This is a genomic window from Paenibacillus sp. 11B (assembly GCF_030487755.1).
In the GTDB taxonomy this organism is placed as follows: Bacteria; Bacillota; Bacilli; order Paenibacillales; family Paenibacillaceae; genus Paenibacillus; species Paenibacillus vandeheii.
Window position 1 is genome coordinate 86420 of record NZ_JAUKNS010000011.1, and the last position, 24413, is coordinate 110832.

The 24413-nt window shown below is 40.5% G+C and carries 23 protein-coding genes; 1 reads left to right on the forward strand and 22 read right to left on the reverse strand.

The annotated features are described in order from the left end of the window. Positions 1-6 precede the first annotated feature (6 nt). Positions 7-1758 (reverse strand): TniQ family protein, encoded by a 1752-nt coding sequence (locus Q0V21_RS31710; protein ID WP_301882449.1) that lies wholly within the window; start codon positions 1756-1758, stop codon positions 7-9. 17 nt (positions 1759-1775) lie between these two features. Next, positions 1776-2765, reverse strand: a complete 990-nt coding sequence (locus Q0V21_RS31715; RefSeq protein ID WP_301882451.1) for a DGQHR domain-containing protein — start codon at positions 2763-2765, stop codon at positions 1776-1778. Between the two features lie 134 nt (positions 2766-2899). Here Q0V21_RS31715 and Q0V21_RS31720 point away from each other — a divergent pair, with 134 nt between their 5' ends. Beyond that, positions 2900-3244: a helix-turn-helix domain-containing protein gene (locus Q0V21_RS31720; protein ID WP_301882453.1), complete on the forward strand. Its 345-nt coding sequence runs from the start codon at positions 2900-2902 to the stop codon at positions 3242-3244. 76 nt (positions 3245-3320) lie between these two features. On the opposite strand, the gene Q0V21_RS31725 is transcribed toward Q0V21_RS31720, so the two are convergent. From Q0V21_RS31725 to ctaD, 20 genes are all read right to left on the reverse strand, one after another. Next, a complete protein-coding gene (locus Q0V21_RS31725; RefSeq protein WP_301882454.1) occupies positions 3321-3500 on the reverse strand; it encodes a hypothetical protein in 180 nt (59 codons plus the stop codon). A 46-nt stretch (positions 3501-3546) separates the two neighbouring features. Then, a complete protein-coding gene (locus Q0V21_RS31730; RefSeq protein WP_301882456.1) occupies positions 3547-5280 on the reverse strand; it encodes an ATP-dependent nuclease in 1734 nt (577 codons plus the stop codon). Positions 5281-5521: 241 nt separating this feature from the next. Next, positions 5522-7552, reverse strand: coding sequence for a coiled-coil domain-containing protein (locus Q0V21_RS31735; protein WP_301882457.1), 2031 nt, complete (start codon positions 7550-7552; stop codon positions 5522-5524). Further along, a complete protein-coding gene (locus Q0V21_RS31740; RefSeq protein ID WP_301882458.1) occupies positions 7539-8021 on the reverse strand; it encodes a helix-turn-helix domain-containing protein in 483 nt (160 codons plus the stop codon). The genes Q0V21_RS31735 and Q0V21_RS31740 overlap by 14 nt, the downstream gene beginning before the upstream one ends. Before the next feature lie 6 nt (positions 8022-8027). Further along, a complete protein-coding gene (locus Q0V21_RS31745; protein ID WP_301882461.1) occupies positions 8028-8984 on the reverse strand; it encodes a hypothetical protein in 957 nt (318 codons plus the stop codon). Positions 8985-8989: 5 nt separating this feature from the next. Further along, complete coding sequence (locus Q0V21_RS31750; RefSeq protein ID WP_301882462.1) at positions 8990-9190, reverse strand: hypothetical protein; 201 nt, start codon at positions 9188-9190, stop codon at positions 8990-8992. Between the two features lie 1318 nt (positions 9191-10508). Then, complete coding sequence (locus Q0V21_RS31755; protein ID WP_301882463.1) at positions 10509-12104, reverse strand: protein kinase domain-containing protein; 1596 nt, start codon at positions 12102-12104, stop codon at positions 10509-10511. A 254-nt stretch (positions 12105-12358) separates the two neighbouring features. After that, a complete protein-coding gene (locus Q0V21_RS31760; protein ID WP_301882464.1) occupies positions 12359-13036 on the reverse strand; it encodes a hypothetical protein in 678 nt (225 codons plus the stop codon). A 300-nt stretch (positions 13037-13336) separates the two neighbouring features. Continuing rightward, positions 13337-14056: a hypothetical protein gene (locus tag Q0V21_RS31765; RefSeq protein ID WP_301882465.1), complete on the reverse strand. Its 720-nt coding sequence runs from the start codon at positions 14054-14056 to the stop codon at positions 13337-13339. A gap of 692 nt (positions 14057-14748) precedes the next feature. Further along, on the reverse strand, positions 14749-16047 hold the full coding sequence (locus Q0V21_RS31770; RefSeq protein WP_301882466.1) for an ABC transporter permease: 1299 nt from the start codon (positions 16045-16047) through the stop codon (positions 14749-14751). Beyond that, the gene (locus Q0V21_RS31775; RefSeq protein ID WP_301882469.1) at positions 16040-16942 is read right to left on the reverse strand and encodes an ABC transporter ATP-binding protein; all 903 of its coding nucleotides are present in this window, start codon (positions 16940-16942) and stop codon (positions 16040-16042) included. Before Q0V21_RS31775 ends, Q0V21_RS31770 begins: the two co-directional genes overlap by 8 nt. 20 nt (positions 16943-16962) lie before the next feature. Next, positions 16963-17859, reverse strand: a complete 897-nt coding sequence (locus tag Q0V21_RS31780) for an ATP-binding cassette domain-containing protein (RefSeq protein ID WP_285080254.1) — start codon at positions 17857-17859, stop codon at positions 16963-16965. A 15-nt stretch (positions 17860-17874) separates the two neighbouring features. After that, positions 17875-18264: a GntR family transcriptional regulator gene (locus tag Q0V21_RS31785; RefSeq protein ID WP_301882470.1), complete on the reverse strand. Its 390-nt coding sequence runs from the start codon at positions 18262-18264 to the stop codon at positions 17875-17877. Positions 18265-18359: 95 nt separating this feature from the next. Next, positions 18360-19073: a hypothetical protein gene (locus Q0V21_RS31790; RefSeq protein ID WP_301882471.1), complete on the reverse strand. Its 714-nt coding sequence runs from the start codon at positions 19071-19073 to the stop codon at positions 18360-18362. Positions 19074-19579: 506 nt separating this feature from the next. After that, complete coding sequence (locus Q0V21_RS31795) at positions 19580-19906, reverse strand: hypothetical protein (protein WP_301882473.1); 327 nt, start codon at positions 19904-19906, stop codon at positions 19580-19582. Between the two features lie 161 nt (positions 19907-20067). Continuing rightward, on the reverse strand, positions 20068-20532 hold the full coding sequence (locus tag Q0V21_RS31800; protein WP_024632131.1) for a DUF420 domain-containing protein: 465 nt from the start codon (positions 20530-20532) through the stop codon (positions 20068-20070). 36 nt (positions 20533-20568) lie between these two features. Next, entirely contained in the window at positions 20569-21492 is a 924-nt protein-coding gene (gene ctaG / locus Q0V21_RS31805; protein ID WP_285080245.1) for a cytochrome c oxidase assembly factor CtaG, read from the reverse strand. 106 nt (positions 21493-21598) lie between these two features. Beyond that, positions 21599-21919 (reverse strand): cytochrome C oxidase subunit IV family protein, encoded by a 321-nt coding sequence (locus Q0V21_RS31810; protein ID WP_079348834.1) that lies wholly within the window; start codon positions 21917-21919, stop codon positions 21599-21601. A gap of 3 nt (positions 21920-21922) precedes the next feature. Then, positions 21923-22549, reverse strand: a complete 627-nt coding sequence (locus Q0V21_RS31815; protein ID WP_079348833.1) for a cytochrome (ubi)quinol oxidase subunit III — start codon at positions 22547-22549, stop codon at positions 21923-21925. Further along, on the reverse strand, positions 22546-24396 hold the full coding sequence (gene ctaD, locus Q0V21_RS31820) for a cytochrome c oxidase subunit I (RefSeq protein WP_443146447.1): 1851 nt from the start codon (positions 24394-24396) through the stop codon (positions 22546-22548). The genes Q0V21_RS31815 and ctaD overlap by 4 nt, the downstream gene beginning before the upstream one ends. Positions 24397-24413 lie beyond the last annotated feature (17 nt).

A 24413-nucleotide genomic window follows, 5' to 3' on the forward strand; every position in this document is an offset into this window, starting at 1 on the left:
TCCTCCCTATTTCTCATTTCCACAATGATATGATTGATTATTATGGACTCGAACAGCCTCGGATATAAAAAATGTCACATCGGGTGATATTTTTACTAAATATGATTGCCTTACATTTAAATGGGCATAGACTTCCTTTATCATTAGTGTTTTGCCTCGATGATCAGAGAGTAATTTCTTGATCTGGATATATAGTTCAGAGGTTCTTGCTTGATGTACTTCAGAGACCTGCCGCCTCTTAGCTTCAAGGTACAGATCGTACCCTTCTTTCCAGGATCTTAGCGTTGCAACTGAAATATGAATACGTAATGCTATATTCCGTAGTGTAATGCTTTCATTTCGTATTTTTATTTGTTTAACGGCGTCCATTAATTCTTTACGTTTAAGAGTGAAGTTCAATTGAGGGCCCAGAGACTTTTTCAGGTTATGTTTTAATCTTAGAATCGTAATATGGTATCTATACATCAGATAGTGACTTTCCGACTTCCAGCATGACCACGACTTGATATGGTTTAAAGTCATATGCTGTAGCACCGCTTGTTGGAATCGGTTCAGCAATGTTTGATCTACTAACGAGTCAACTGTTGAAATAATTCTAGTTCTAAAGAAAGCGATATGTTTGAGAGACCCCCTCCAATGTTCAGGTGTCAGCTGCCTCCACTCTTCCTGAAACGTATTAAACGCTTCAATATATCCATCCTTTTCTTTTTGCTGCCCTTGCTCATCAAAATAGTAAGTACATCCGCATTGTGGACAAAATGAATACTTTCGTCTTACTCGGTTATTCTTCAGTTTTTTATACGATGTTCCGGTATCACATAATTGATCTTTACATGGGTCAAAGGTACACCAAGGAGCTATACAAGTAGCCCCCTGGTCAATTGCAATTACATCTTTGGATTCTATATATGTTGACCAATGTAGTGGTAATTCATTGGATAGAAATGATGAAATATCTGTAGTAGTTTGAGAGAGGAAATTTAACAATGTCGCTATATGGACACTTCGTTTTATCGTGTGAGTTCCACGAATTTGTTGTAATAAATCTTGATGATCTATTTTCAATTGATTACAAGCATCGCGAAGAGAGAGATGAGGAGATTGTTGATGAATGACGTACATTATTTTTTGAGCTACATTCTCTGGAGAATAAGATGCATCACTACATTCCAAGAGGTACCCCCATTGACGTTCTAACCATTGTTGCTCAGAAATATCGATCTCGACCTGCTCTTTATGCCCGGGTAACGTTCCTAAAAAGGTACCACATAGTGGACAACAGTTCCCAGCCAAGAGTGCACTCCATTGAAGCGAAGAGTGGCACTTTAGACAAGTATGCCTCAAATGACATTGATGTTTTAGGCATATATCCCGTCCCACAATTACCCATTGCAAACGTAAATAGTTCGCCTCATCTAGACAATGAGGACAATAACAAAAATCTTTTCGAATTAATCCTCTCATTACCCGTGAATGAGATTCCTTTTTACTATGAACAAATTTAGATATTGCATAAAAGAAGGTTAATTTATAAATCTCCTCCTTATCTAGCTCAGTCCGTTTAGATAGATAGCTGATATCTAAAATAAGGCTGGGATATTGATCAATGAGATAGATCCTATCTGTACGCAACGTATAATCTTGACTAGAAGCATCTTTAAGTAACTGGATTAAGGATACCCCATTAGCGTAAGCCAATCGACTCAAAAAACTAGAAAGTGATTCGTCTGAATAGGGCTTCAAGCGTATCAGATACATTTCAGTTCCCCCAGCTTTTACTTTTTGGTGAATATGTCAGCAATTAAATCTTGTGCGAGAATTCGAGAGCCACTAATTCCTTTCAAATACTTTAAAGGACCTTCTGCAGCCCATACGGTATTCTTCATTTTCCGGACGCTTTTCTCTATAAAAGAATAGTCTGCTTTTCCTTTTTGCTTCGTAACAAATTCCTTCAGAATCTCAGATCCTGTAATCGCTAATGCATGAAGACAAACAATGTGAGTGATACGGTATTCTTTATAGTTAAGCCACTCCATATTGAATTGCTCTTTGATGTAGTTAAAATAGATGAGGCTTAGATTCAGCTTTTCATCTTTACTTAAATTCGAGACTGGTTCAGACTTTGTCAACAATTCAATCACTTTGTACAAATTCTGAAGAGTAACATGCCGGCCCACACTTCGCTTTCCCGTCACTGTACCAATAAAATGGAATGGACTATCTCCACGAGTAATGAGCTGGGTAGAAATCCAACTCAATTCGTCCGAATTACGGTGTAGATATTTACTCAGTGAAGTGCCAATTCCTTTAGCTTTGGAGTTAATGACGTCAAACAAGATAATTTCTTCATCCTCATCTAAATAATGAAAGGCCAAAAAGGGAACAACGATTTCTGAATTGGTGTCCTGTGTATATCGTTTAATTCCACCCACACGATGCTGGCCATCCATTAAAGAGGCTTTGTCTTTACAAAGCAATCGTCCGACATGCGGTCTTGTTTTGTCATAAGCGACAAACTCCCAATGAGATTCACCATTTAATATGATTGGAGTAAAGAGTGCATCATCTCCTTTGGAGAGATAGGATGCGAAATCATTACATCGTTTACTATCTACTGGGCGTTGATAACCTTTGCCTGAAGGATGATCATATGGTTTTACATATGTCATTTGTAACACTGAAGCCGCGGATACATTTCCTAAGTAGGTCACTTTCCCACGCATTTTAGATTGCAGCACATTCTCAATTACTTGTTGTTGGCTCATAGTTGTATTCTCCTTATAATCATATGCTAATCTCATTTTAGGATATTTAACACCTAATTACAATTGGAATTAAGTAGTTGAATATTCTTCATTCCAGGTCATATCTTACCTACTCTTATATAGAGGTGGCATGAATGTCCAATATATATTTACAAGTAGGTAAAAAAATCCGTTTATATCGCAAAGCAAGAAAACTAACTCAGGAAGAACTAGGTGAACAACTTCGAATAGATCAATCTTACTTAGGGAGAATTGAACGCGGGGAAGTCAATATTACGATAGAGACTCTGGATAAGATTGCAATTTCGCTCGGTATTGTGCCGTCTCAATTACTTGAGGATGAGAAGCGAGATGCGATGAATAAATCTAAAACAGATCTGATGGAGAAGATAGATACCACCCTATTATCTTTATCCAGTAAAGAACTTGAAGTGGTTCATCGTTTGATTAAAGATGCCCTTCTATTGAAAGAAATGTAATACGTCCTACAGCAGAAAAATCACTTTTGGAATTGTACGACACAACATTCCAAAAGTGCTTTTTGTTTTATGGACGTTAAAGATTATCCGATAAATCCAGTACTCGTTTACATACATCACATCTGACTTGCGTCACCAGCCCAAGGCTAGTGGGGATAAAAATATATTCAAATTTAGCACCCGTTGCATCCATCGCAACACATGAATCCCATGCTCTGATGACATTCATCATTTCGTCCGTAATTTCAAAATTCACTAGACACCTTCCTTCTTACTACGCGAGATTACAAAGTTTTGCGTTTCTAATGATCTCTTTCCCACCACTGCATAATCGCTTTAACGAACGGAAAATCCGATGCTTCCTCAGGGGTTATGACCTCCGCCATTTTTATGGCTAAGTTGATTTTATTTGTAATCCAAGGAGAGAGGTCCATAAAGGGATCATCGCCAACTCCTTCTTCCGATATGTTGAGAACGTTAAATAAAGCACGCACAGGATACATGTTTTCAATCGTACGATAATCCGTTGAAATATAACATTCTACTCCGTATTTATAACACTCTTGTTGGTAATCTATTTTTTTCTTCGTTAAGTTTCCACCTGAACTCAATGGTTTGACTAGATCACTATCTAAAATAACCATGGCTTTCGGATGTATTTTGGTCAGGTCCGATGGTGAAATACTGTATATATTTTCTCCACCCATGGGTATAATCACGAGTCCTTCTTGTTCTATATCCATCTCACACTTTTTCAATAGTAAGGGCAGTAGTGTACTTTCTGTCGTCCCTTCAACAAAAACGAACCCTCTTGATGAGATTGTATCTGGTAGATATGCACCAATTGCTTGAAATACCGTCGATTTGTCATGTGGTTCAATCGCTCTAGCTGTCGTTTCCGATCCATCATGTTGAACCAGATACAAGCGATCCTTGTCCTTTAAATTCTTCATAATAAATGGAGAATGCGTTGATACAATCCATTGAATTTCGAAGTCTTCGGAGAGTTCTCTTAGCAGTTTTAAAAATCGTACTTGCAGTTTGGGATGCATGCCCGTTTCCGGTTCATCAATGAAACCTATTGTTTGATGATTTGAACCAGATAACAGACGTCCAGCTAAATATACGGCACTAACTACACCAGATCCACTACGAGTCAACGGTTGATTCTTTACTATTCCGTTCTTGTTCCACTCAATAAAAACATCATGATGGTCCATTCCTGCCGGAATATTGGTTGAAATTGAAATAACATCGGGGAACAACACTTTCACATAATGCAGCAGTCTCTTATATAAACCTTTCCGCATCATCTCCTCTGTTCTAATCTTTTGGATAAACCCTACAAGTTCAGAGACATTATAGCCTAAATAGAAAGCGTCTTCTTTTGTAGATTTCATTTCTTTGAGGTGAGGAGAATAGCTTCGATTAGGCGAGATAAAGAAACTTCTATACTGAAACTCTCCTCCAGATCTTACTGTCGCCGAGATCCAATTGCATAATTTTGATAAGCTTCCAACTTCATTAATATCATGATAGTACTTATCTAATAATTTTAAAAAAGTTCTTTCAATGGATTCATCAAATGATAACTTACCTTCAGTTCCAAAAGGATCATTACTTTTTTTTAGATTTGTGTTCTCATACTTATACATCATCAAATTATTGAACAAATATGATAACTTCTCGACAAGTTCAGGATGATGTATCTTCGATACTACGGTTTGAGATAACTGATTAATCACATGGCTTTTCACCTCCGTTGGTAGAGTCGTTATTACACTGAACTGACTTTCATCTACAATATCTCCGTTACTTTTTTGATGTTTACTACCTGCAAGATAGATATTCTCTACTAAAAATTCATCGTGACTATTACGAAACGATTTCATAGTTCCATAGAGCGCCAATAAAATTGCTGTTTTTCCGGAATCATTCTCTCCTGAAAGCACCGTAATTCTCCCTAAATCAAGTTCAACTCCTGGATCCCCTCCGATGGATCTCCAATGTGTTATCTTTACTCTCTGAATAGTCATCTAAAGACTCCCCCACCATTCGAAATAAAAAATTGAGTTACTGATTCTAAACCTACACGTTTATTCTCACTTCACAACAGGTATAGCCCTCCATATAAGAGGGCTATACCTTATCACGGGTATATATTTGTTAGTTCTATCTGATTTATCGACAATTATTCATAATTTGTATAGGCGTTTAACATAATTGCAGACCCAAATACAGGTTTCTGTTGCTTTAAATTAGAGATCTAGAAATAACTTATTTCTTGTCTAGTTCAGAAATTTTTCGGAACGCTTTGTTTGGAATATTGATTAATTTATATTTTGTAGCAGGTAACCTTTGTAAGGCTTCTCGAGTCTCAATATCCTTTATAGTGATACCCACGATAATTTGTGAATTGTTCAATTCAATGATACGAGTAAAGAACTTTTCCACATCGTTCATCATAATACTATGCTGGGCCGGCTCATCAAAGATTAACACCCCAGGGTGATACCCTGACAGACTGTTCGATGTCTGTAGCAACGCTATTACAAATGCCCATATTGCTCTGATATTGTCACTAGCTGATGAGTCGAATTTCATATCAAACCCTTCTATAACGGGCAAATATGAGTCTAATGAAATTTCGACTGTGTTCAAGTTAAATACACTCTTATATCCAAAATCAGTTAAGTTAGTGACAAAATAGTTTCTCAAAGCTTTTATCTTCTTTTCATCTAATTCAGTAAGTTTTTTCTTTGGAAGCTTTGCTTTCTCATCCATAATCAGCTGCCATTCATTTGCTAACTCGACCAGTCTAATTTTTTGATTACCAAAAATGATATTTAACCGATCCAAACTAGTGATCTCAGAATCGAGTTGTAGTCTCTTATGAATAACTGTCTCAGAGATATTTTCGTTGATGGAATATAGATCATTACGTAAAGATTTTGCCAGACTACGAAGTGTGAACAACCCATTTTCTAATTGATTATTTCTCATTTTCAAAGTAGCGCTATTTCTCAAGTGGCTATTCTTTGCAAAATCCAGCATCTCTTTTTGTGCAGTTAAGTGTCTGATATTTTCATCAACACTCATGAATTTCATATCACTCGAATTAGGAATTAGAGTATCTTGGATACTTTGATGGCATACTGGACAAATATCTTCAGATGTCATTAGACTTACTTCTGAACCTAAATCTCTCAGTCTAGCAGCATCTTTATTATTTCTGATATCAGCCTCAATAATCTCAAGATTATTCGTTATTTTTTCTATGCTACTGTTTTCCGAATGCAATAAAGACCTATTCTTATAGATTTCCCTTTCAAATTCCTCAATAGATATTTCCGTAGCATTGAGTTCTTGTTGAATCTCGTCAAAATTATCTATAATTTTAGGTTTCAAAACGGATAATTGAATGTATCGCTCCCTTAAAATATCCACATATTCATTAAGTCTGATATCTTCTTTTTTTATACTCATTCCTAAAACTTCTTCATCCATAAGGATTTTGGGATGCACGGGAATATTATGTGTAGTGCATGACTCTCTACCTGAAAGAAGAATAATTTCCTTTATTATCGTGCCCCACTCGTCTCTGATACTACTTTCTCTCGTTCGTAGATAGTCTTTTTTCTTTTCATTTTCTAAGGTATCCAAGTTAATAATAAATTCTAATACACGTTTTTTAGATTCTCTAATTCCTAAAACTGGCATACCAGATAAAATATCAGCCCATCCATGCTTCTGTTCAATGAACATTGCCGAGAATATTAACTGTGAATAGAGTTTTCTGGTCGCATCATCAGTTGCCGGAACTAAAGGCAACTCTATATGCAAAAACCCCTCTAAAAAACTATGAAAACCCTTTTTATTTACTGCCGAGTTTTGCATATGTACGTACATATCTTCTCTTAGCACATCTGGTTTACTAATTCTGTCAATCCCACTGTAAAATACAGTAATCAATTTATGATTTCGGTTCTCCATTTTGACTGATCGGTATATCGTTATTGTTTCCTGGCCATTAGATATTTCTAGAAATGCACCTGATTCTAAGACAGGATAGATATTATCACCATCTTCTATCGAGCTCTTATAAACCGAAGTTAATACCTTTTCGCCCTTTCCCCCGATAATCTCTTCAAATCCAAGACAGTAGTAGATCGCTGCTATAATAGAACTTTTCCCGCGAGTGTTATCTTCACTAGCTATAAAATTTAAACCTTCATTAAACGAAGTCTCAAACCCATATAAGCCGTTACTAGTCGAAATATCAATTTTTAATTTTTTAATCCTCAGCACCAGAATACCTCCAAAGAGAAGTGAGATTTTTTATTTTTTCCTCAGTAAGCATAGTCGATAACGAAGATAAGTAACTTTTCTCTTCAGTCATTAAATTTGTCTCCTTAATGATTTTTTTCGCATAGGATCTGCCTGTAGGAGTTAGTCTAAACAAACCATTTTGTTGTTGATATACCAATCCATCTGCTGTTGCATAACGGATAGCATGATTCACAGCTGGGTCAAATCTAACTACTGCATAATTTGTTAAGCTATCATACGCTATACTCTTTAAGTTTTGCATGTCTTGTTTTGTACTTAGTCCTATGGAAATCATATGTAGTTTTAACAATGAACATCCTCCACGACTACATATATCCATAATCAAGCAAAGTTGAGCCATTTTATAACTTATTCTGTAATTATAAGGTACAGCATCAGGTTTAGCATCAAATACGATTTCATCTGCGATGAGATAACGTTTCTCCATATATAATCACCTACTTCTAAATTGCATTGAACAATCAGCAAGCCAACCACTTACAAGATCGTTCCTCAGTTCCATTACTGATGCAAGGTTAAGATATGTAAACTGTTGCTCTAATTTCTGTTGAAAATCCTTCATAATCTCGTCAAAAAGCTGTGCGTTTATCGAACTATTGGTATTCATTTTGGTTCTCATTGATACTTGCCTTTTATATGCCTGTTCTAGCACATATATATCTTCATATATTTCTGGATAAGAAACTCTTAGGATCTTTAAAATTTCAAGCCCTTTCATATATGAATCTATGTAAATACCTACAACCTCAATATAGTCTTCATCAGATTCATCGATATCTCCCATCACTGCTTTAACCTTTCTTTTGATATTATTCACTTTTTCTGAATCACATTCAGACCAATCCAGGGTGCTTGTATGATATATGGCAATATTAAGTTTCATATCAGATAAAGTAGTCCTAACAATCCTGGAAATCTCCACTTTAAAATCTTCAGCTTGCTTAATCACAACGATAAATTCATCATCAATATAATCATAACTTTCCGGATCAGATATTTTTAGGGTCAGCACTTCTTGACGCTTTGTTTCTGCATGAGTGACAATTCTTGCATCCTTATATCGTGGGATCACAAAATGCCACTCTTTAATTTTAGGAACTCCAAGCTCCTTTAACCTTTTAGCATATGTCAGATTAGTCAACTTTTTAATATCATTACTCATTTTAGTTCTTAGATGACTGTAAAGATCATCATCACTATATTCACGCTCAGGACAATAACACTGATACACTCTACCTTGGCGAGTAAACCCTTCAATACCTGCATCCCCTCCATGAACTGCTGGTACTTCAGTGAAATGCTCATCTTGAAATTTCATTCTATAGCATGAATTTATTAGAGCTTCCCATGACTTCCCATCCAATGGAGTTTCTATGTAATTTAAGATCACAATCTTCACACTCCTAATAGATTTATTGAAATTGAGCTACGATGATCAGCAGTTAGCTTTAAAACATTAATATCAACAATGAATGTTTCGGTCGAATTAAGGTATCGAACTTTAGCTAATTGAAAATCAAGAAAAACCTTAACTATAACTACTAGTTTATCAATAAAATAAAGATGATCATTGGTTTGAGGAAGTATGGCTGACATTCTATCATCTCCTCACTTAAGATAAAAAACTATGTAAGAAACACTGATTAGATCTGTGTAATTTACACTTTATAGTAGATTATACTCTAACGAATTCAATTATTTTGTATAATTGTGTCGAATAATATATTTGTAAATAGGTTCTCAGCCATACTCATTGTTCTAAAATAAAAAATACTATCTAAAAATAATTTTGAAAATTAAACGAATCAAAGGGACGCTCCGATAAAATCTTTATAAAGGAGTGATTTAATGAATAGACATTCTGTATCTGATCAAAAATTAAAACACCAGATTTACAAAATCTGTTTCGAGGAATTAACTCTACGAAATAAACTTTTTAATCAGCGCGCCCGTAGATTTGAGGTGGTATTTGTATTATCTTGTTCGTTACTCATGGCACAACTTCTACTTTACATTCTTCTATTTTTGTATGGGATTACTCATCTAGTTACTTTTACGGGATCCTCTTATTATGCCTAGGTACAATTACTCTTTTATCTCACTTAGTCACAATTCAATCTTCACGAAACTACATTCGAACAGAATATAAGGAACTATCGTACCTCATTGGAAAATCAAAATTTACATATGATAAAGAGATTCTTTTTGCTTTAAGGTGTGATGAAGTTTATTACTTTTTGAGAAACAATAGATTTAACCACACTAACATTGATAATCTAATCCAATATTACTCATATAAAGGAGACTCCATAAGGAAACAACGCTGGCTTCCTATTGCCATTTTTGCAACATTTATATTGCCTTTTTGGAATGCTAGTGTAACTAAAAATCTTGTTTGGACTGAAATAGATAAAGTTGTCCCATTGGCCTTATTCGCAATTTTCCTCCCAACTGCTGTTTGGGTGTGGAGAAAAAATATTGAAATGATCTTTCTATCCAAATCTAATAACTACAATGAACTTACAACTATTCTGCGCACTGTTAAGTCATTTCCAAAGTTTTAGTATCAGTTCTAGTGGTATCTAGTTGTCTTCAAGATATGGAACTAGTACGGTCAGGATCACCTAGGATTTTTGGTAGAACTTTAGAATTGATATCAAAAAGGAGCAATCTACTAAACGACAGAATGCTTCTTGCTAAGCTAACATTTCACGTTAGTTTTAAAGATAGATATACAAAATTAAGTACCACAAGAGTGTTAGATTGTTTGTTTAATTAACCTGCCCTTTAGTTCAATGAAAAAGACAGCCGATTACTTGCCGGCTGTCTAGATTTAATTATTATAAGTCGTCCTAATGGGGACTTACGGCAACTTTATGCTTACAATTCGACTTATGGCAAACTGGATGAGAATTTATTCCAAAGTAATGTTGGGGTGGAGATCCAGGTCGCGGCGAATTTCTGTGTCGCTCATGGTGAGAAGCTCTAGTAACTGTGCTAAATTGTTGTTTTCTTTGGGATTAAGAGCGGCCAAGCTGCGGAAATAATCTTTTAAAATAGGATGGGAATAAAAATATTGTAAGCATTCCATGTAAGTCCGAAACTCGTCTGTAGTTAATTCACCGTGTCTGCCATCATAGGTTTGAGAAATACTATTATAGATTGATCCCTTGTGAACTATAAGAAACACTCCATCGTACCACCTATTTATATACATTAAGTTATCATATTCTTGCTGGTCAGGTCGGTATGATCCCTCAAAAATACGAAGGAACTCTGAGGGTGGGCTGTAATTATCTAATTCCTGAAATTCTTCAATAGTATCAGGGAATATAGGATCAAGAGTATCAAATTCTATCCGAAAATAACTAAAGCGTGCATCGTCATTGGGAATTTCCCATACCAATCGCTTTAACTTGAACACATGAACGATACCAAAGTCAAATGAGAGGGCAATCATGTTTGGTTCTTTTAGCCAAGTTGCATGTTCGACACTAACTGAGTCCATTCCCCCGCCTTGGTGCACAAAAGTATGATTAAAATTTGCATGAGAGATTTGTTTTAAAATTTCCACGACTTTTGCTGCATCTCTCCAAATTATTGTACTCGGCGCCCATTGCATAAGGAGAGTGCGTTCAAGATATTGCCAAGCACTCCTCGATGCACGTTGTTCATCTTTAGCAATCTGCTCCCAAACGTTAAATTTATTCAAAAACTCTTTTATCGTTGGCCGCTTTGCAGGATTTTCAATAGTAGCTTCCCTCAGGAGATCATAGAGCTCAGCAAAATGCTGTTTGTTGTAAAGCTGTTGAAGCTTAACATTCTCCAATGGGTTGAATTGGCCATCAAAGGCAAACTCCTCTTTTGTTAAGATCATCCAAGCTGTTTTAGCAAATGAGTACACATCTGCAGGGCGATGATCACTTTCAAAGTTGGCGTTTATTCGTAGCTCAGGAGCAACAGTTTTTCTATTTCCTACGAGCTCCTCATCAGGTGTGAAATGCTCCTTTTCAGGATATGCAAGCAAACCCAAATCACTTAAACAATAACAGTCATTGTAGAATAAGATGTTTTCGGGTTTGATATCTCGATGGCTGTGCTCACGTTCATGTAAGGCTACGAGTACTTGAGCGAGCTCACGCACAATAGCTGTAAGTTCGTAAATATTATGTTTCGCTTTAATTTTTTCGGATAAAGGCGTGGCTATTGGCATGACGAGAAAGTATCTTTGCTCTGGGTCACATTCAAAATCAAGAATGGGGATGAGACCACGCATCCCATCTTTAACGAGTTGTTGACCTTTACGCGCCTCAATTTCAAACCGTTTTAGCCGGCGCTCAGTTGTCTTTTCGCTATTAGTCTCAACTTTTTTTGGCATTTTATTCTGGGCAATCTTTAGAGCAAATTGCTTTCCATCACGAGTTGCGCGGTATACATTGCCGCTCCCCCCTTTGCCAAGGAGATCATTTTTATCGTCGTAGACATAATCTTTGAGTCTTTTTTCGCTCATTGCTATCACCCTCGTTATATTTTATCAATCTGTTAAACTGGATGTATTGTTATATTACGGATAGAGCACAACTGCTTTGACGGACATCAATAAGTTCACATCACTACCATGCTGCATTCCATCATCGCATGAAACGATTTAAGGTGATAAAGGATTAACCTGTTGTCATTGGATTGCTCCTTTCGATCCGCCTTACTATCTTGCTTGCTTATCTTTGCGGGACTCTGGAACTACTCCAATTCTTAGCAATCAATTTATTTTTCTAAATTTCTAAAATAATCAACGATATTATCGTAGTTCATTATTTTTCTCCAGCCAAGATATTCGGATACAGGTTGCTGGAGCAAATCCAGAAACTCACTGACTGAAAATTCTTTATACCAGTATTTATTCGAATCTATAACTCCTTGTATATCCTCTTCCTTACGAACATGTTGGAATGCCCGATGTTCAAAAAAATATACATACTTGCCAATATCAAAAGCTTTACGCACGACTTCAAGAACTTCCGTTAAATGAACGTTGTACTCATCATTCTGAGGAACATAACTATTATTGTCTTTAGATTCTACCCTTACGCACGTCAAACAGTCGTAGAAACGGAGCTTATCAATTATAAGGTTACCTTCATAATTCTCGTAAGCAGGTGTCAATCTATAGTCTCCATATTTCTCTAACCGCTTCCCACTAATTTGCTTTTCTCTCATATTTTCGACTTCCTCTCGAAGATACAATCCTTTCTTAATTTCACGAAGGAGTTTGTGTTCTCGCATATTGCTAAACCGTTGATTGGAGAAATGAAAGCGATCAATAATTTCCGATTGAGACATTGTGTATTGCTCTACGATTAATTCAACCAGTTGTTCCGCTGTGATGTTAAGACCTGATGCTTTAACGAGTTTCTGCAAATCAATCGATTTTGAGTTTTCCATTATAAACACCTCATTTATAATTATGAACATTACAACTATAGAATACATCAAACTGTTGATTATAATCAATAGATAATCGTGTTATTTTACATATGCTCTATTTATTATCAATTGATAACAAAAAAAGGCGATTCGATACTCTACAAGAAACGTAGAATACATTCGCCTTCTCTTATTCATGTTCGAAGGATGGCTATCATAATTTACCCATTGGATGCATGCATTATGTCTTTATATTATCCTTCCAAGCCTAATTCACTCATCCAGTTCACTGTACCCTGTTTCCAAATGATAAGGTAGCTACTCATTCCACCCCCATTTTTCTATTAGGTCTGGATTTAGATCAGTCTCCAACAAGACTTGGTAATTCTCGGGGCGCTCTTCGCAATCGTTAGGAACATGAAAATTCATCCCCAATAAATTATGTGCATCCGTTAGTAACTGTCCAATCATTCTCCATGCCTCAAAGCAAAGCTGAAGTACCTCAGCCTCACCAATTTCTTCAACAACCCATTTTCTCGAAATTCCACATTGTTCACCTATATCTGAGTGATCTTCGTCGATAAGAAACCCCACAAAATGCTCTTCTGCAACACGCAATAAATGCTCACTTGATTGAAATGGGTTGACTGGTATAATCATTCCAAGCTTGTGCTTTCTGTATCTAAATAGTCCAATATGCGCTTCGCTTTTGATTGCTAAATTGCCCCGCTTAACAACAACATTCCTTCCTTCAACAAAATTCTTTAATAGAATACTTCCTTTCATCCAAGTTTGTTTCTCCTCATACCATTTATCAAAGTTAGGAATGTTTCGCTTCTCACTTTGAAGGGCAAAGGTGATGTTACGGAGTGCTTGAATAAATGCATTCATATTAAATCGAAAGCCATCTGCATCATGATAATTATTTATCATCATGTGTAAGAAATAGTGTGCTTCTTCGAATTTATCATGAGTATTAGGAATCTTACAAACTGAATGATAGTTTGATGTGTGACATTTCGAATTTTCTTCTGTCATATTCACCTCGACCTTTCTAAAATATTATATAAATTTTTTGACAATCTCTGCAAACTCTTAATAAGTCATTATTCTGCACCGCCTAATTCAATAAAACTTTTTTTCCATAAAGCACTTCTTCCTAAAAATCTGTTTTTTTGACTTTGACTTTCCTTGGCTTTGATTGTTCCTTATTATTCATATTATCTCCAAATTTCGTTCTACTTGTGATAGGGTTCAGCATGATTGATTTGAAAATAACCTGTCCGTTAGCTTAATTTAGAATAATTATTAATATACAGTACTTTCAACAATGGGTATGGATGGCTCGACTTTAAGCTAGAAAATACCCAATGTAATATACAAATTTGATTAATTATAAAAAAGTGCTACCCAATTTCAGAGTAGCACCTGTGTCTTAATTTTTTTCATTACTTCTTCTTGCTACCAGCCATCCATAGAACAACCAAAACGAGAATAACTCCAAGACCTACCATTGCTCCTTGAACGGCGTCCTTCACTCCCGAACCATCTCCACTCATAGCTGATGCTAAAAGTAGAATAATTACACCTACGCTTACTAACTTATACGAATGAGGAATGAATGGCAATGAATAAATATTCAATTCTCATCAATTGTGAAAAAGTTGTCTCACTAATTATGAAAATAGTCTCACTAATTATGACAACGCACATCTGTTCATAAACTTGGATCAGATTTTATACGCCTTCATCGCTTTGAACAATTCCTTGAAGGTTGGGCGTTTACCGTACATCAGCACACCTGTACGATAGATTTTCGCTGCCAGCCAGCCGAAGATCATAATGGATACTACGAGAATGGCCAGGGACGTCCAGATCTGCCAAGTTGGCGCAACGCCTGCCCCGATCCGTACCAGAATTGCCGTTGGCGATGTGAACGGAATGAAGCTTGCTACTTTTAAGAGCAAAATATTCGGTGTAGCAATACTGAAAATCGCAATATAGAAGGAAACCAGGGACAACATTGTAATCGGTAATACGGCCTGACCGAGTTCTTCTGTCCGACTCACCATCGAACCAATGGCCGCAAACATCACCGCATACAGGAAGTAACCCAAAATGTAGAAAATGAGTCCATATACAATAACGGCGACGTTCACATCATTCAGATTCATATTGAAATCGCTCAATACATCGCGGTTATGCGGTAACAGCATATTGCCGGCAACTACGGCACCGAAAATACCGATTTGCAGCAACCCTACCATGAAAATACCGATGATTTTACCAAACATCTGACTGAGCGGAGATACACTTGTAATCAAAATCTCCATAATACGCGAGCTCTTCTCAGCTGTAATCTCGGAAGCAATCATGTTACCTGTCATCATCGTTGATGTGAACAACAGAATAATCAGCAGGTAAACAACTACGTAGTTTATGCCGCTCATGCCACCTTCCGACTCCGCAGCAGCTCCGCTTTGGTCAGAATCCAGGCTTTGCTCTGTCAGTTTTACCGGCGTACTGATGAGCTGTTTTTGCTCCGCCGTGAGTGTATCCTTCACCACCACATCCAGCTTCACAATTTGCAGCGCAGCTTCAATGGGTGCTATAACCTGTGGGGAAATATCATCGCTTGAATACAAGACCGGCTGTGGGAAATCTTGCCCCGCCACAGGTTCGAACTTCAGGTACCCATCCAGAACCCCAGATTCCACATCGGCCTTGAGTGCCGCTTCATCTTTACCAGCGTCGTTAACGACCCGATACGTCTCATTTCCTTGTGCGGACGAATATGTCTCCAGTTTCTCGGCTACCTCTGTTTGGTTCGTGCTCAGAAGACCGATATTCACTGGCTGATTTCCGCCTGCACCTCCGCCAATGGGACCACCATTAAATAAGGTAATGAAATATGGAATATTGAGTCCAATCGTAATTAAAAGTGCAAGTACAATGGTCGTCACCATGAAAGACTTCGTTTTCACTTTGTTTTTGAACGTAAATCCGATAATCGTGCCCATTTTATTCATTCGACTCACCTACCTCACGAATAAAGATTTGGTTAAGCGTTGGTTCCTTGATTTCAAAATGTTCAACGGTCGTCTGAGCCATGGCTGCTCTCAGAATTTCCTGAGCGGCTTCCATCTGACCAATATGGATCAGGTATCCACGCTCATTTTGCTCTACCTTTTTCACACCCGGCAACTGTTCCAACCCGTTGACACTTCCCGTTGTGCTCAGGAATACGTGCTCACGAGGATAACGACTCTTGATCTCCTTGATCTCTCCCTGTACCACAGTGTTGGAGCGATGCAGTATTGTTATCTGACGACATAATTCTTCGACGTGCTCCATCCGGTGTGTCGAGAACAGAATGGCTGTGCCTTCATCACGCAATTCCTTCACCGTGGACTTCAGTAATTCCACGTTCACCGGATCAAGTCCGCTGAAGGCTTCATCCAGAATGAGAATTTGCGGTCTGTGGACCACTGCGGCTATGAAACCCATCTTTTGCTGATTCCCTTTGGATAGCTCCTCAATCTTTTTGTCATAATACTCCGGCACTTCGAATCGGTCCAACCAGTACTTCAGGCTCTGATCCGCATCCTTTCCATTCATGCCGCGCAGACGGGCCAGATAATTGATCTGTTCACTGACCTTTACCTTTGGATACAAACCGCGCTCTTCCGGAAGATATCCCATAATCTGCTGCAATTCTGTGCTATAGGGTTTGCCGTTGTACTGGATATTTCCGCCGTCCGGGTGGATCAGCCCAAGCACCATACGCATTGTTGTTGTTTTACCAGCGCCATTGGCTCCAAGCAGACCGTAAATCTCCCCTTCTTTTACATTGAGCGTTACTCCATTAACTGCTGTTTTGTCTGCGTATTGCTTGACTACCTGTTTCAATTCCAATCGGTTCATCTTGTATCGTCTCCCCTCGGTTATCTCCACTGTGCCGGTGCATACCCGGCAATCCAGAATGCCAAGACTTCATCCAATTCTAGGTTACGGATTTTCAATACCCGGTTATTGGACAGCTCCAGCCTTTCCTGCGCTTCACTGACCCGGGTTGTAATTACGCGGACCAGCCCTCTCTCTTCAGAAGAAGATTCAACAACACCAGGGATACTCTCTGGTCGCAAGTCTCCTTCATACCAGACTTCTTTCCACTGATCGAGCACCATATCTTTCTCGGCCATCCCCAGCGACTGACCACGGTGCATCAATACGATGTAATCTGCAAGCCTTTTGACTTCATCCGCAATATGTGTGGCAATCAGAATCGTGGTGTCTCCCTCAGCCATAAAGGTACGGAACTGCTCGACCATCACTTTCCAGGCAAAGGGGTCCAGACCTGATGAAGGCTCATCCAAAAGCAATAATCTTGGGCGAGCTGCGATTGCAGCAGCGATCTCGAATTTCCGCCGTTCACCCTTGGACATCTTGTTCAGCTTCACATCGACAGGTACTTCCATATCGTGAACCAGTTGGTTGAACAACTTCATATCCCAACGCGGGTACCAGTAGGCCCGAAAATCAGCTGCTTCCTGTGCAGTAATCCGGTTCTCTTCGAGCCCAGCGTTGTCAGCCACAAAACCGATCTGTTGTCTCAGTTCAATGGGAAGCGGCCCCTCATGTTCCTTCCCAAACCATATAATCTGCCCGGCATCAGGCAGTACCACTTGTTGCAGCATGTTAAGAAGTGTGCTTTTGCCTGAACCGTTATGACCGAGAATAGCAACTACATACCCTTCCGGGATGGTCAGATCAATCGGGCCAATAACTCTGCGTTTTCGCATTTTGGACACGCCGTTCAACTGAACTGCTATGGGCTCCATGTATGAATCACTCCCTCACTTCGAGTAAACTGCCTTCAGGACTTCCCGGAACAGACTCTCCAGTTCTTCTTCCGTACATCCTACCGATTTTCCAGACTGCACCGCTGCCTGCATTGCTTCCTGCGCGGCCTTCAATCTATAATTTTCTCTGTCGCTGGCTTCTACCTGGGCCACAAATGTACCCGTCCCCTGCTTCGTACGAAGCAGGCCTTCATTCTCCAGATCCTGATAGACCCGTCTAACCGTAATGACACTGCAATTCAGCGCTCCGGCGAACTCACGAATGGACGGCAAATGTGTCCCCTCCCCCAACTGACCCGTAACAATTAATGATCTTAACTGATTTTCAATTTGGTGATATAAAGGTTCAGCGCTATTTTCATTAATCTGAATGGGTATTTTCACATCTTGCACCTCGCCCTCCGGTACACTCCAGTCTGTTACCTGTCCGTGCCGGTTTCATCCTGTATTCATTTTTTTTGCAATCATCCCTCATACCATTAACTCAAATCCCGAGTGGAAAGTTTCTTCAGCGTCAATCGACTGAAAAGCCATAATCCCGCTAGGCCAGCCACCAAAGCAGCCCACATAATCGGGGAAAGCAGCCCCCATGTTTTACTCATATCAATTACAATCGAAAATCCGTAACTGCCCGATATCCGGATCAGCAAGGATAAGATGATCGTAAGCGGCAAGAACAGCGAACTGAGAAGCAAATATTTTTTACCACTGTACAGAAACTCTCCGTAAATATATAAGCCTGTCATGAGAAGTCCGTAACCTGTACAAGTTATGCCAAAGGCCAGGTACTGATCCCACCGGAACCCTTCCTGATGTAACCCGACCACATACAGTGATCCATAGAAAAAGATACCATTATACGTAAACGCCATCAGAGACTGCTGAAGTCTCGACCACATCACCGTCTCGTTAGGAATGGGAAGTCTGCGATAGTAGGCCAGCATCTGTGTATAGGAATCCTCCTGTATATAACGGAAAGATCGTCTGCTGAACACAAACCCCTGAAATGGCACCATGATTAAAAAGAAAGTATCTACAACAGGATTAATGAAATCTGTCTTCTGTTGTCCTAATAACATCACACCACTCATGCCGCCAGTGTATATCATAAAAATTGCAGTCCACAGCCATTGGAGCTTATCCTTGTTCATCTCACTACGGGTCAACCACCACGCCTGTTTCCATGCGTTCATATCGCCTGCCTGCCTTTCCATCTTGACTGTGCTCACTGTATCTACTGTATATATCAATATACACAGTATACAGACCACTCTCTTGTCCCGTCAACCCCTTATTTTCCTGAATCAGGAAGTACGGGTGGGATTCATAACAGAGTTACGATAAAATAAAACTTGCTTCCGAATATACAATGATTCATTGTACATTCATTCGTTCAACTTATAGGATACATAAAAAGGATTGATTCACCTATGGATTGGCTGGTTGAGATCGGATTTTTGCTCCTATTCTCATCATTCCAGACACAATCACGATCACAAGCATCATGACGGTGATTCTTTTTCGGGATCTACTCACCATCACAGCAGCGATAGCGGAAGCAGCAACGACAGTGGCGGCGGTGGTGGAGATTAAGATAACTCCTCAAACCCAAAAAAGAGCTGTTCCGATATTGTGCGAACACAATTCGGAACAGCTCTTTCCTGTTTCCCGGCACCTGAATACCAAGGAGGTCTAATCCTTAAATCAGCTCATAACCACTCGGCAGAGTACGATTCCTACGGATCGCACGAATCTCTTCCAGAGTCAGCCGCTGATTGGTAGAGATCAAGGATTCCACGTCATTGCCACGGATCAGATCATCCAAATCTCTCAAGCTGGTGTTCCCACGATAGACGCGGAATCCGCCTTGAAAGTTAGGTCTCGTAAACACAACCAGCGTTGCATTCGAACTTGTCGAGAAGAAACGCAGGCTTTCTACCCCACCCAGAATGTTATCCAGATTACGGAGACCCGTGTTACCACGGTAGATCCGGCTTCTACCAGCGAAGTTTTCCTCCGAATACACCGTGAGACGTGGATACGTTTGACTTACATGGACTGTTTTTTCATTTCTTTTCCCCTCTCGATCTCATTCTATGAATCAAGGAGAGAGGGAGCTTGGACCAATCAACGGATGGGTTCATCCATTTTCATATTTTCAAAGAATTCTATTCATCACAAAAACTATTAAACGCCCAGAATAACTTCCCATACCGGACGTGTATGTCCACCAGGATACAGCAGGTATAACAGAACGTATACAATAACGCCAGTGATGGCACTGCTGAACCAGATCATGGATGTAAATCGTCCCCAGCGGCGATGCGTCTTGAATTTCTTTTTGAAACCAAGCACCAGAGTGGAGATGCCGAAGACCGCTGCCACCGTAGCGAGGATAATATGAAAGATCAGAAATATCCGATAGAAGATCTCCATCTCCGGGTCCCCGCCCCAAGCCGTATTCCCGACAAAGATGGTACGAGACATATAAATGACAAAGAACAGAAGGGCAGCAATGGCCCCTGCAATCATCGCGGTTTGGTGCGCCTCCCGTTTGCCACGGATAATTAGCACCCAGCCAATTCCAACCAGAACCGCGCTAATCACAATGAAAGAAGTACTGATCGTGGGTAGCAGAAAATACATATCCATCGTGTGTTTCCCCCTCTTGTCCAAACAAGACTTGTGTTATTTCGCTGCAGGATTAAGCGGTCCTCCCGAATTCTCTATAGGATACGGATCATCATCATCTTCCCGTTTTTCTTTACGGTACCATTGGAAAAAGACGTATGCCAGCATAGAGACGAAGATACCTTCCTGTATGAATTTCATCAAAATACCGCCCACCTGCTGATCTTCCTTCGCAGAGGACAGGAAGTTGAAGAACGCCGGTCCACCGAACGAACGCAGCAAAGCCGTAGAATCCCCGGATACACAATATCGCATCGCCTCAGCCCATACCGCCGGGTTGCTGTAAGTCGCATATAAGGGTTCGGAAGCAAAAATAATCAGCCCACAAGCTGGTGTCAGCAGCACCATGTTCAGAAAAATAAATCCAATCTTGGACAGCCCTGACGCCTGTCTGCCTTCCGGCAACGGATTGAGCAGCGTCCACCACATCAGCATGGAAGTGATGAAAAGTACAATGTAGTACAGACGGTGAACCGTGAAATTTAACATCACGTAATCATGTACCACCGGTAAATGATATAACGAGAACAATCCGTTAAACAGCACAGCCGCCACGATCGGATGGGCCAAAAAAGAGAACTGCCGTGTCGGCAGCCACCGAATGATTCCGCGCCATACCCAGAGGGGTAATCCCTTCATCAGTAGCGGTGGCGCTACCAGATAGGACAGAGCCATACTCACCATATGGAAGCTGAACATCACATGACCCAGCAGATTGAACGGCCCCGCTTGTGCAAGGTACAACACCGTAAGCCCCGTAATAAACATAATCTTCTGTACAGCTGTCGCCTGATCTGCCCCCTTGATCCGCTCACTGAACGGACCGACGAGCACTAGATAAGCTGCGGCAATGAGCAGAAACAACGCCAGAATAAGTGGACTCCATAAATCGTTGAAACTAAAATATTGCAACCCGAGCATACGGGAAACCTCCCCGTGACCTGTTTTGGTTATTGCCTGAATCCATTACGGGATTGATTCGCCTAAAAGGGGAAAAGACGGCGACACTGCGCCGCCGCCATCTCTTTTACCACCAAACCCAATAGAGTGCCATAATGATGCACGTAAAGGCTACGAAAAATCCGAAGGCCATAAACAGGATCGGCATTAAATGCCCTTTATCCTTCAAGTGCATCCAGTAACCGAGCTGTACAAACACCTGAAGGATCGCCATGACCACCAATATAATAATGGTAAAGGTCGTATTGACTCCTCCCGCGGCGGCCGCCGCGAACGCAATGAGCGTCAGGATGATCGAGAATATAAAAACAACAACGTGTTTCTGTGGCCCTTCCGTCCGGTGACGATGCTTCACAGGCTGTTGATCACTCTTATCCTGTACCGACATGTGTTACCCCACCTTTCCGAGCAGGTACACGACCGTAAAGATAAACACCCAGACCACGTCAATAAAGTGCCAGTACATTGCGGAGACGTATACTTTAGGTGCAGTTACGACCGTTAAGCCTTTTCTGAACAGTTGCCCGATAATAAGCCCGATCCACATAATACCGAATGCAACGTGAGCTCCGTGGAACCCAACGAGTGTATAGAACGCTGAACTGAATGCACTTGTGGTCATGCCGAACTCTTTATGTTTCACATATTCATAGAACTCGTAAATTTCCAGACCGAGGAATCCGAGACCCAGTACAACGGTAATGCCAAGCCAGAGAGCGAGAGCATTGCGCTCCCCCTTATGCATAGCCTGGATGGCAAATACACTTGTCAAACTGCTGACCAGGAGGATAAAGGTTGCGGCAGCCACGAGTGGCAGATGAAACAATTCATTTGCCGTTGGTCCTTCATTCGTTTGGCCACGGAGAGCCAAAAAGGTTGCGAAGAGGGTTCCGAACAATACCGTCTCGCCGCCGAGGAACAACCAGAAGCCTACAAGCTTGTTGCGTCCTTCCAGCGTTGCTTTCTCCGGTTCATGCGGCAATTTGCCGTTTACCGGTTCGGCATGTGAAGTTGTCATGTTCTAACCCCCTTCTCATCCTGATCCTCCGGTTCGATATGCCAGCCATGATCATCATAGAGTGAACGCAGTGCCATTGCACCAAATGTAATCAGCAGACCTATAATGACCACAATATAATTGTTGAACAATCCGTTCATAAAGGCATTTCCAAAATCATCCTTGCTGAACATGAGGCCAAGTCCGGCAATGAATATACCAACAGACATCACAAACGGCAGTGGAGTTGCAGACGGCATATGAATCGAACCTACAGGTTCAGCCGGTGTCATCTCCGTATGTCCTGCCATTTTTTCTTTCCAGTATGCATCGATTCCGCGTACCAGAGGCGTCTGCTTAAAGTTATATTCCGGCGGAGGAGATGGAATGGACCACTCCAACGTACGGCCATCTTCCCACGGATCATTTGGTGCATCAACTGGTTTTCTCGTTGTAATCACGATGTTCACGAGGAACATGATGACCCCAACACCCATCAGGAATGCACCGATGGAGCTGACCAGGTTGAGCAGATCAAAATCCTGATTCGGCAAGTATGTAACGATCCGGCGCTGCATCCCCATCAAACCAAGGAAATGCTGAACAAAGAACGTTAATTGGAAGCCGATCATGAATGTCCAGAACGTCCATTTTCCGAGTGTTTCGCTCAGCATGCGACCGAACATTTTCGGCCACCAGTAATGTAGTCCTGAGAACAAACCAAGTACTAACCCACCAACGATAACGTAATGGAAGTGAGCTACAACAAAGTACGTATCATGGAACTGGAAATCCGCAGGCGCAGAGGCCAGCATGACACCCGTAACCCCACCCATAACGAAGGTTGGAACGAATCCTACAGCAAACAGGTTTGCTGCCGTAAAACGAATCTGACCGCCCCACATCGTAAAGAGCCAGTTAAATATTTTGATCCCCGTTGGTACAGCAATCAGCATCGTAGATATGGAGAACAATGCATTAGCGACGGTTCCGAGACCTGTTGTAAACATGTGATGCGCCCACACCATGAATCCCAGAAAGGCAATCAGGATGGTTGCAAACACCATGGAACTGTAACCGAACAGTCTTTTACGTGCAAAGGTTGGAATAACCTCCGAGATAATACCAAATGCCGGCAAAATGAGAATGTATACTTCCGGGTGCCCAAAGATCCAGAAGATATGCTGCCAGAGTACCGGGTTACCGCCACCCGCAACATCGAAGAAATTGGCTCCCAGTATACGGTCAAACGTTAATAATACAAGTCCTACCGTAATGGCAGGGAATGCAAAAAGGATAATGGCTGATGTAATAAATGTCGTCCACGTAAACATCGGCATCCGCATATAGGACATTCCCGGCGCACGCATCGTAATGATGGTCGCGAGAAAGTTAATGCCCCCTATGAGTGTGCCCAGACCTGCGATCTGAAGTCCTATCGTGTAGAAATCCACACCATGCGTCCCACTGTACTCGCTGCCAGAGAGTGGCGTATACGAAGTCCAGCCGGCATCCGGTGCACCTCCCATCAACCAGCTCAGGTTCAGCAGCAGTCCGCCAAACAGGAACGTCCAGAAACCCAGCGCGTTAACAAAAGGGAAAGCAACGTCCCGCGCCCCAATCTGCAAAGGCACAACGGCATTCATCAGAGCAAAAATAATAGGCATGACACCAAGGAAAATCATTGTTGTTCCGTGCATCGTAATCAATTCGTTAAAGACCTGTGCCGACACAAAATCATTCATCGGTTTCATTAACTGAATCCGAATCAAAATGGCTTCAATACCGCCGATTCCGAAGAAAAATCCACCCGCAATCAAATAAAGAACGGCGATTTTTTTGTGATCGACGGTGGTGATCCAATCCATCAAGCCCCTATACCGCT

Bases quoted from the DNA above. Each gene is read 5' to 3' on its own strand.
- Q0V21_RS31790 (WP_301882471.1), bottom strand. From the start codon at position 19,073: ATGAACGCATGGAAACAGGCGTGGTGGTTGACCCGTAGTGAGATGAAC.
- Q0V21_RS31815 (WP_079348833.1), bottom strand. From the start codon at position 22,549: ATGACAACTTCACATGCCGAACCGGTAAACGGCAAATTGCCGCATGAA.
- Q0V21_RS31770 (WP_301882466.1), bottom strand. From the start codon at position 16,047: ATGAATAAAATGGGCACGATTATCGGATTTACGTTCAAAAACAAAGTG.
- Q0V21_RS31750 (WP_301882462.1), bottom strand. From the start codon at position 9,190: ATGTCAGCCATACTTCCTCAAACCAATGATCATCTTTATTTTATTGAT.
- ctaG (WP_285080245.1), bottom strand. From the start codon at position 21,492: ATGCTCGGGTTGCAATATTTTAGTTTCAACGATTTATGGAGTCCACTT.
- Q0V21_RS31765 (WP_301882465.1), bottom strand. From the start codon at position 14,056: ATGACAGAAGAAAATTCGAAATGTCACACATCAAACTATCATTCAGTT.
- Q0V21_RS31710 (WP_301882449.1), bottom strand. From the start codon at position 1,758: ATGTATCTGATACGCTTGAAGCCCTATTCAGACGAATCACTTTCTAGT.
- Q0V21_RS31755 (WP_301882463.1), bottom strand. From the start codon at position 12,104: ATGAGCGAAAAAAGACTCAAAGATTATGTCTACGACGATAAAAATGAT.
- Q0V21_RS31800 (WP_024632131.1), bottom strand. From the start codon at position 20,532: ATGGATATGTATTTTCTGCTACCCACGATCAGTACTTCTTTCATTGTG.
- ctaD (WP_443146447.1), bottom strand. From the start codon at position 24,396: ATGGATTGGATCACCACCGTCGATCACAAAAAAATCGCCGTTCTTTAT.
- Q0V21_RS31740 (WP_301882458.1), bottom strand. From the start codon at position 8,021: ATGGAGAAACGTTATCTCATCGCAGATGAAATCGTATTTGATGCTAAA.
- Q0V21_RS31730 (WP_301882456.1), bottom strand. From the start codon at position 5,280: ATGACTATTCAGAGAGTAAAGATAACACATTGGAGATCCATCGGAGGG.
- Q0V21_RS31810 (WP_079348834.1), bottom strand. From the start codon at position 21,919: ATGTCGGTACAGGATAAGAGTGATCAACAGCCTGTGAAGCATCGTCAC.
- Q0V21_RS31715 (WP_301882451.1), bottom strand. From the start codon at position 2,765: ATGAGCCAACAACAAGTAATTGAGAATGTGCTGCAATCTAAAATGCGT.
- Q0V21_RS31720 (WP_301882453.1), top strand. From the start codon at position 2,900: ATGTCCAATATATATTTACAAGTAGGTAAAAAAATCCGTTTATATCGC.
- Q0V21_RS31775 (WP_301882469.1), bottom strand. From the start codon at position 16,942: ATGAACCGATTGGAATTGAAACAGGTAGTCAAGCAATACGCAGACAAA.
- Q0V21_RS31760 (WP_301882464.1), bottom strand. From the start codon at position 13,036: ATGGAAAACTCAAAATCGATTGATTTGCAGAAACTCGTTAAAGCATCA.
- Q0V21_RS31780 (WP_285080254.1), bottom strand. From the start codon at position 17,859: ATGGAGCCCATAGCAGTTCAGTTGAACGGCGTGTCCAAAATGCGAAAA.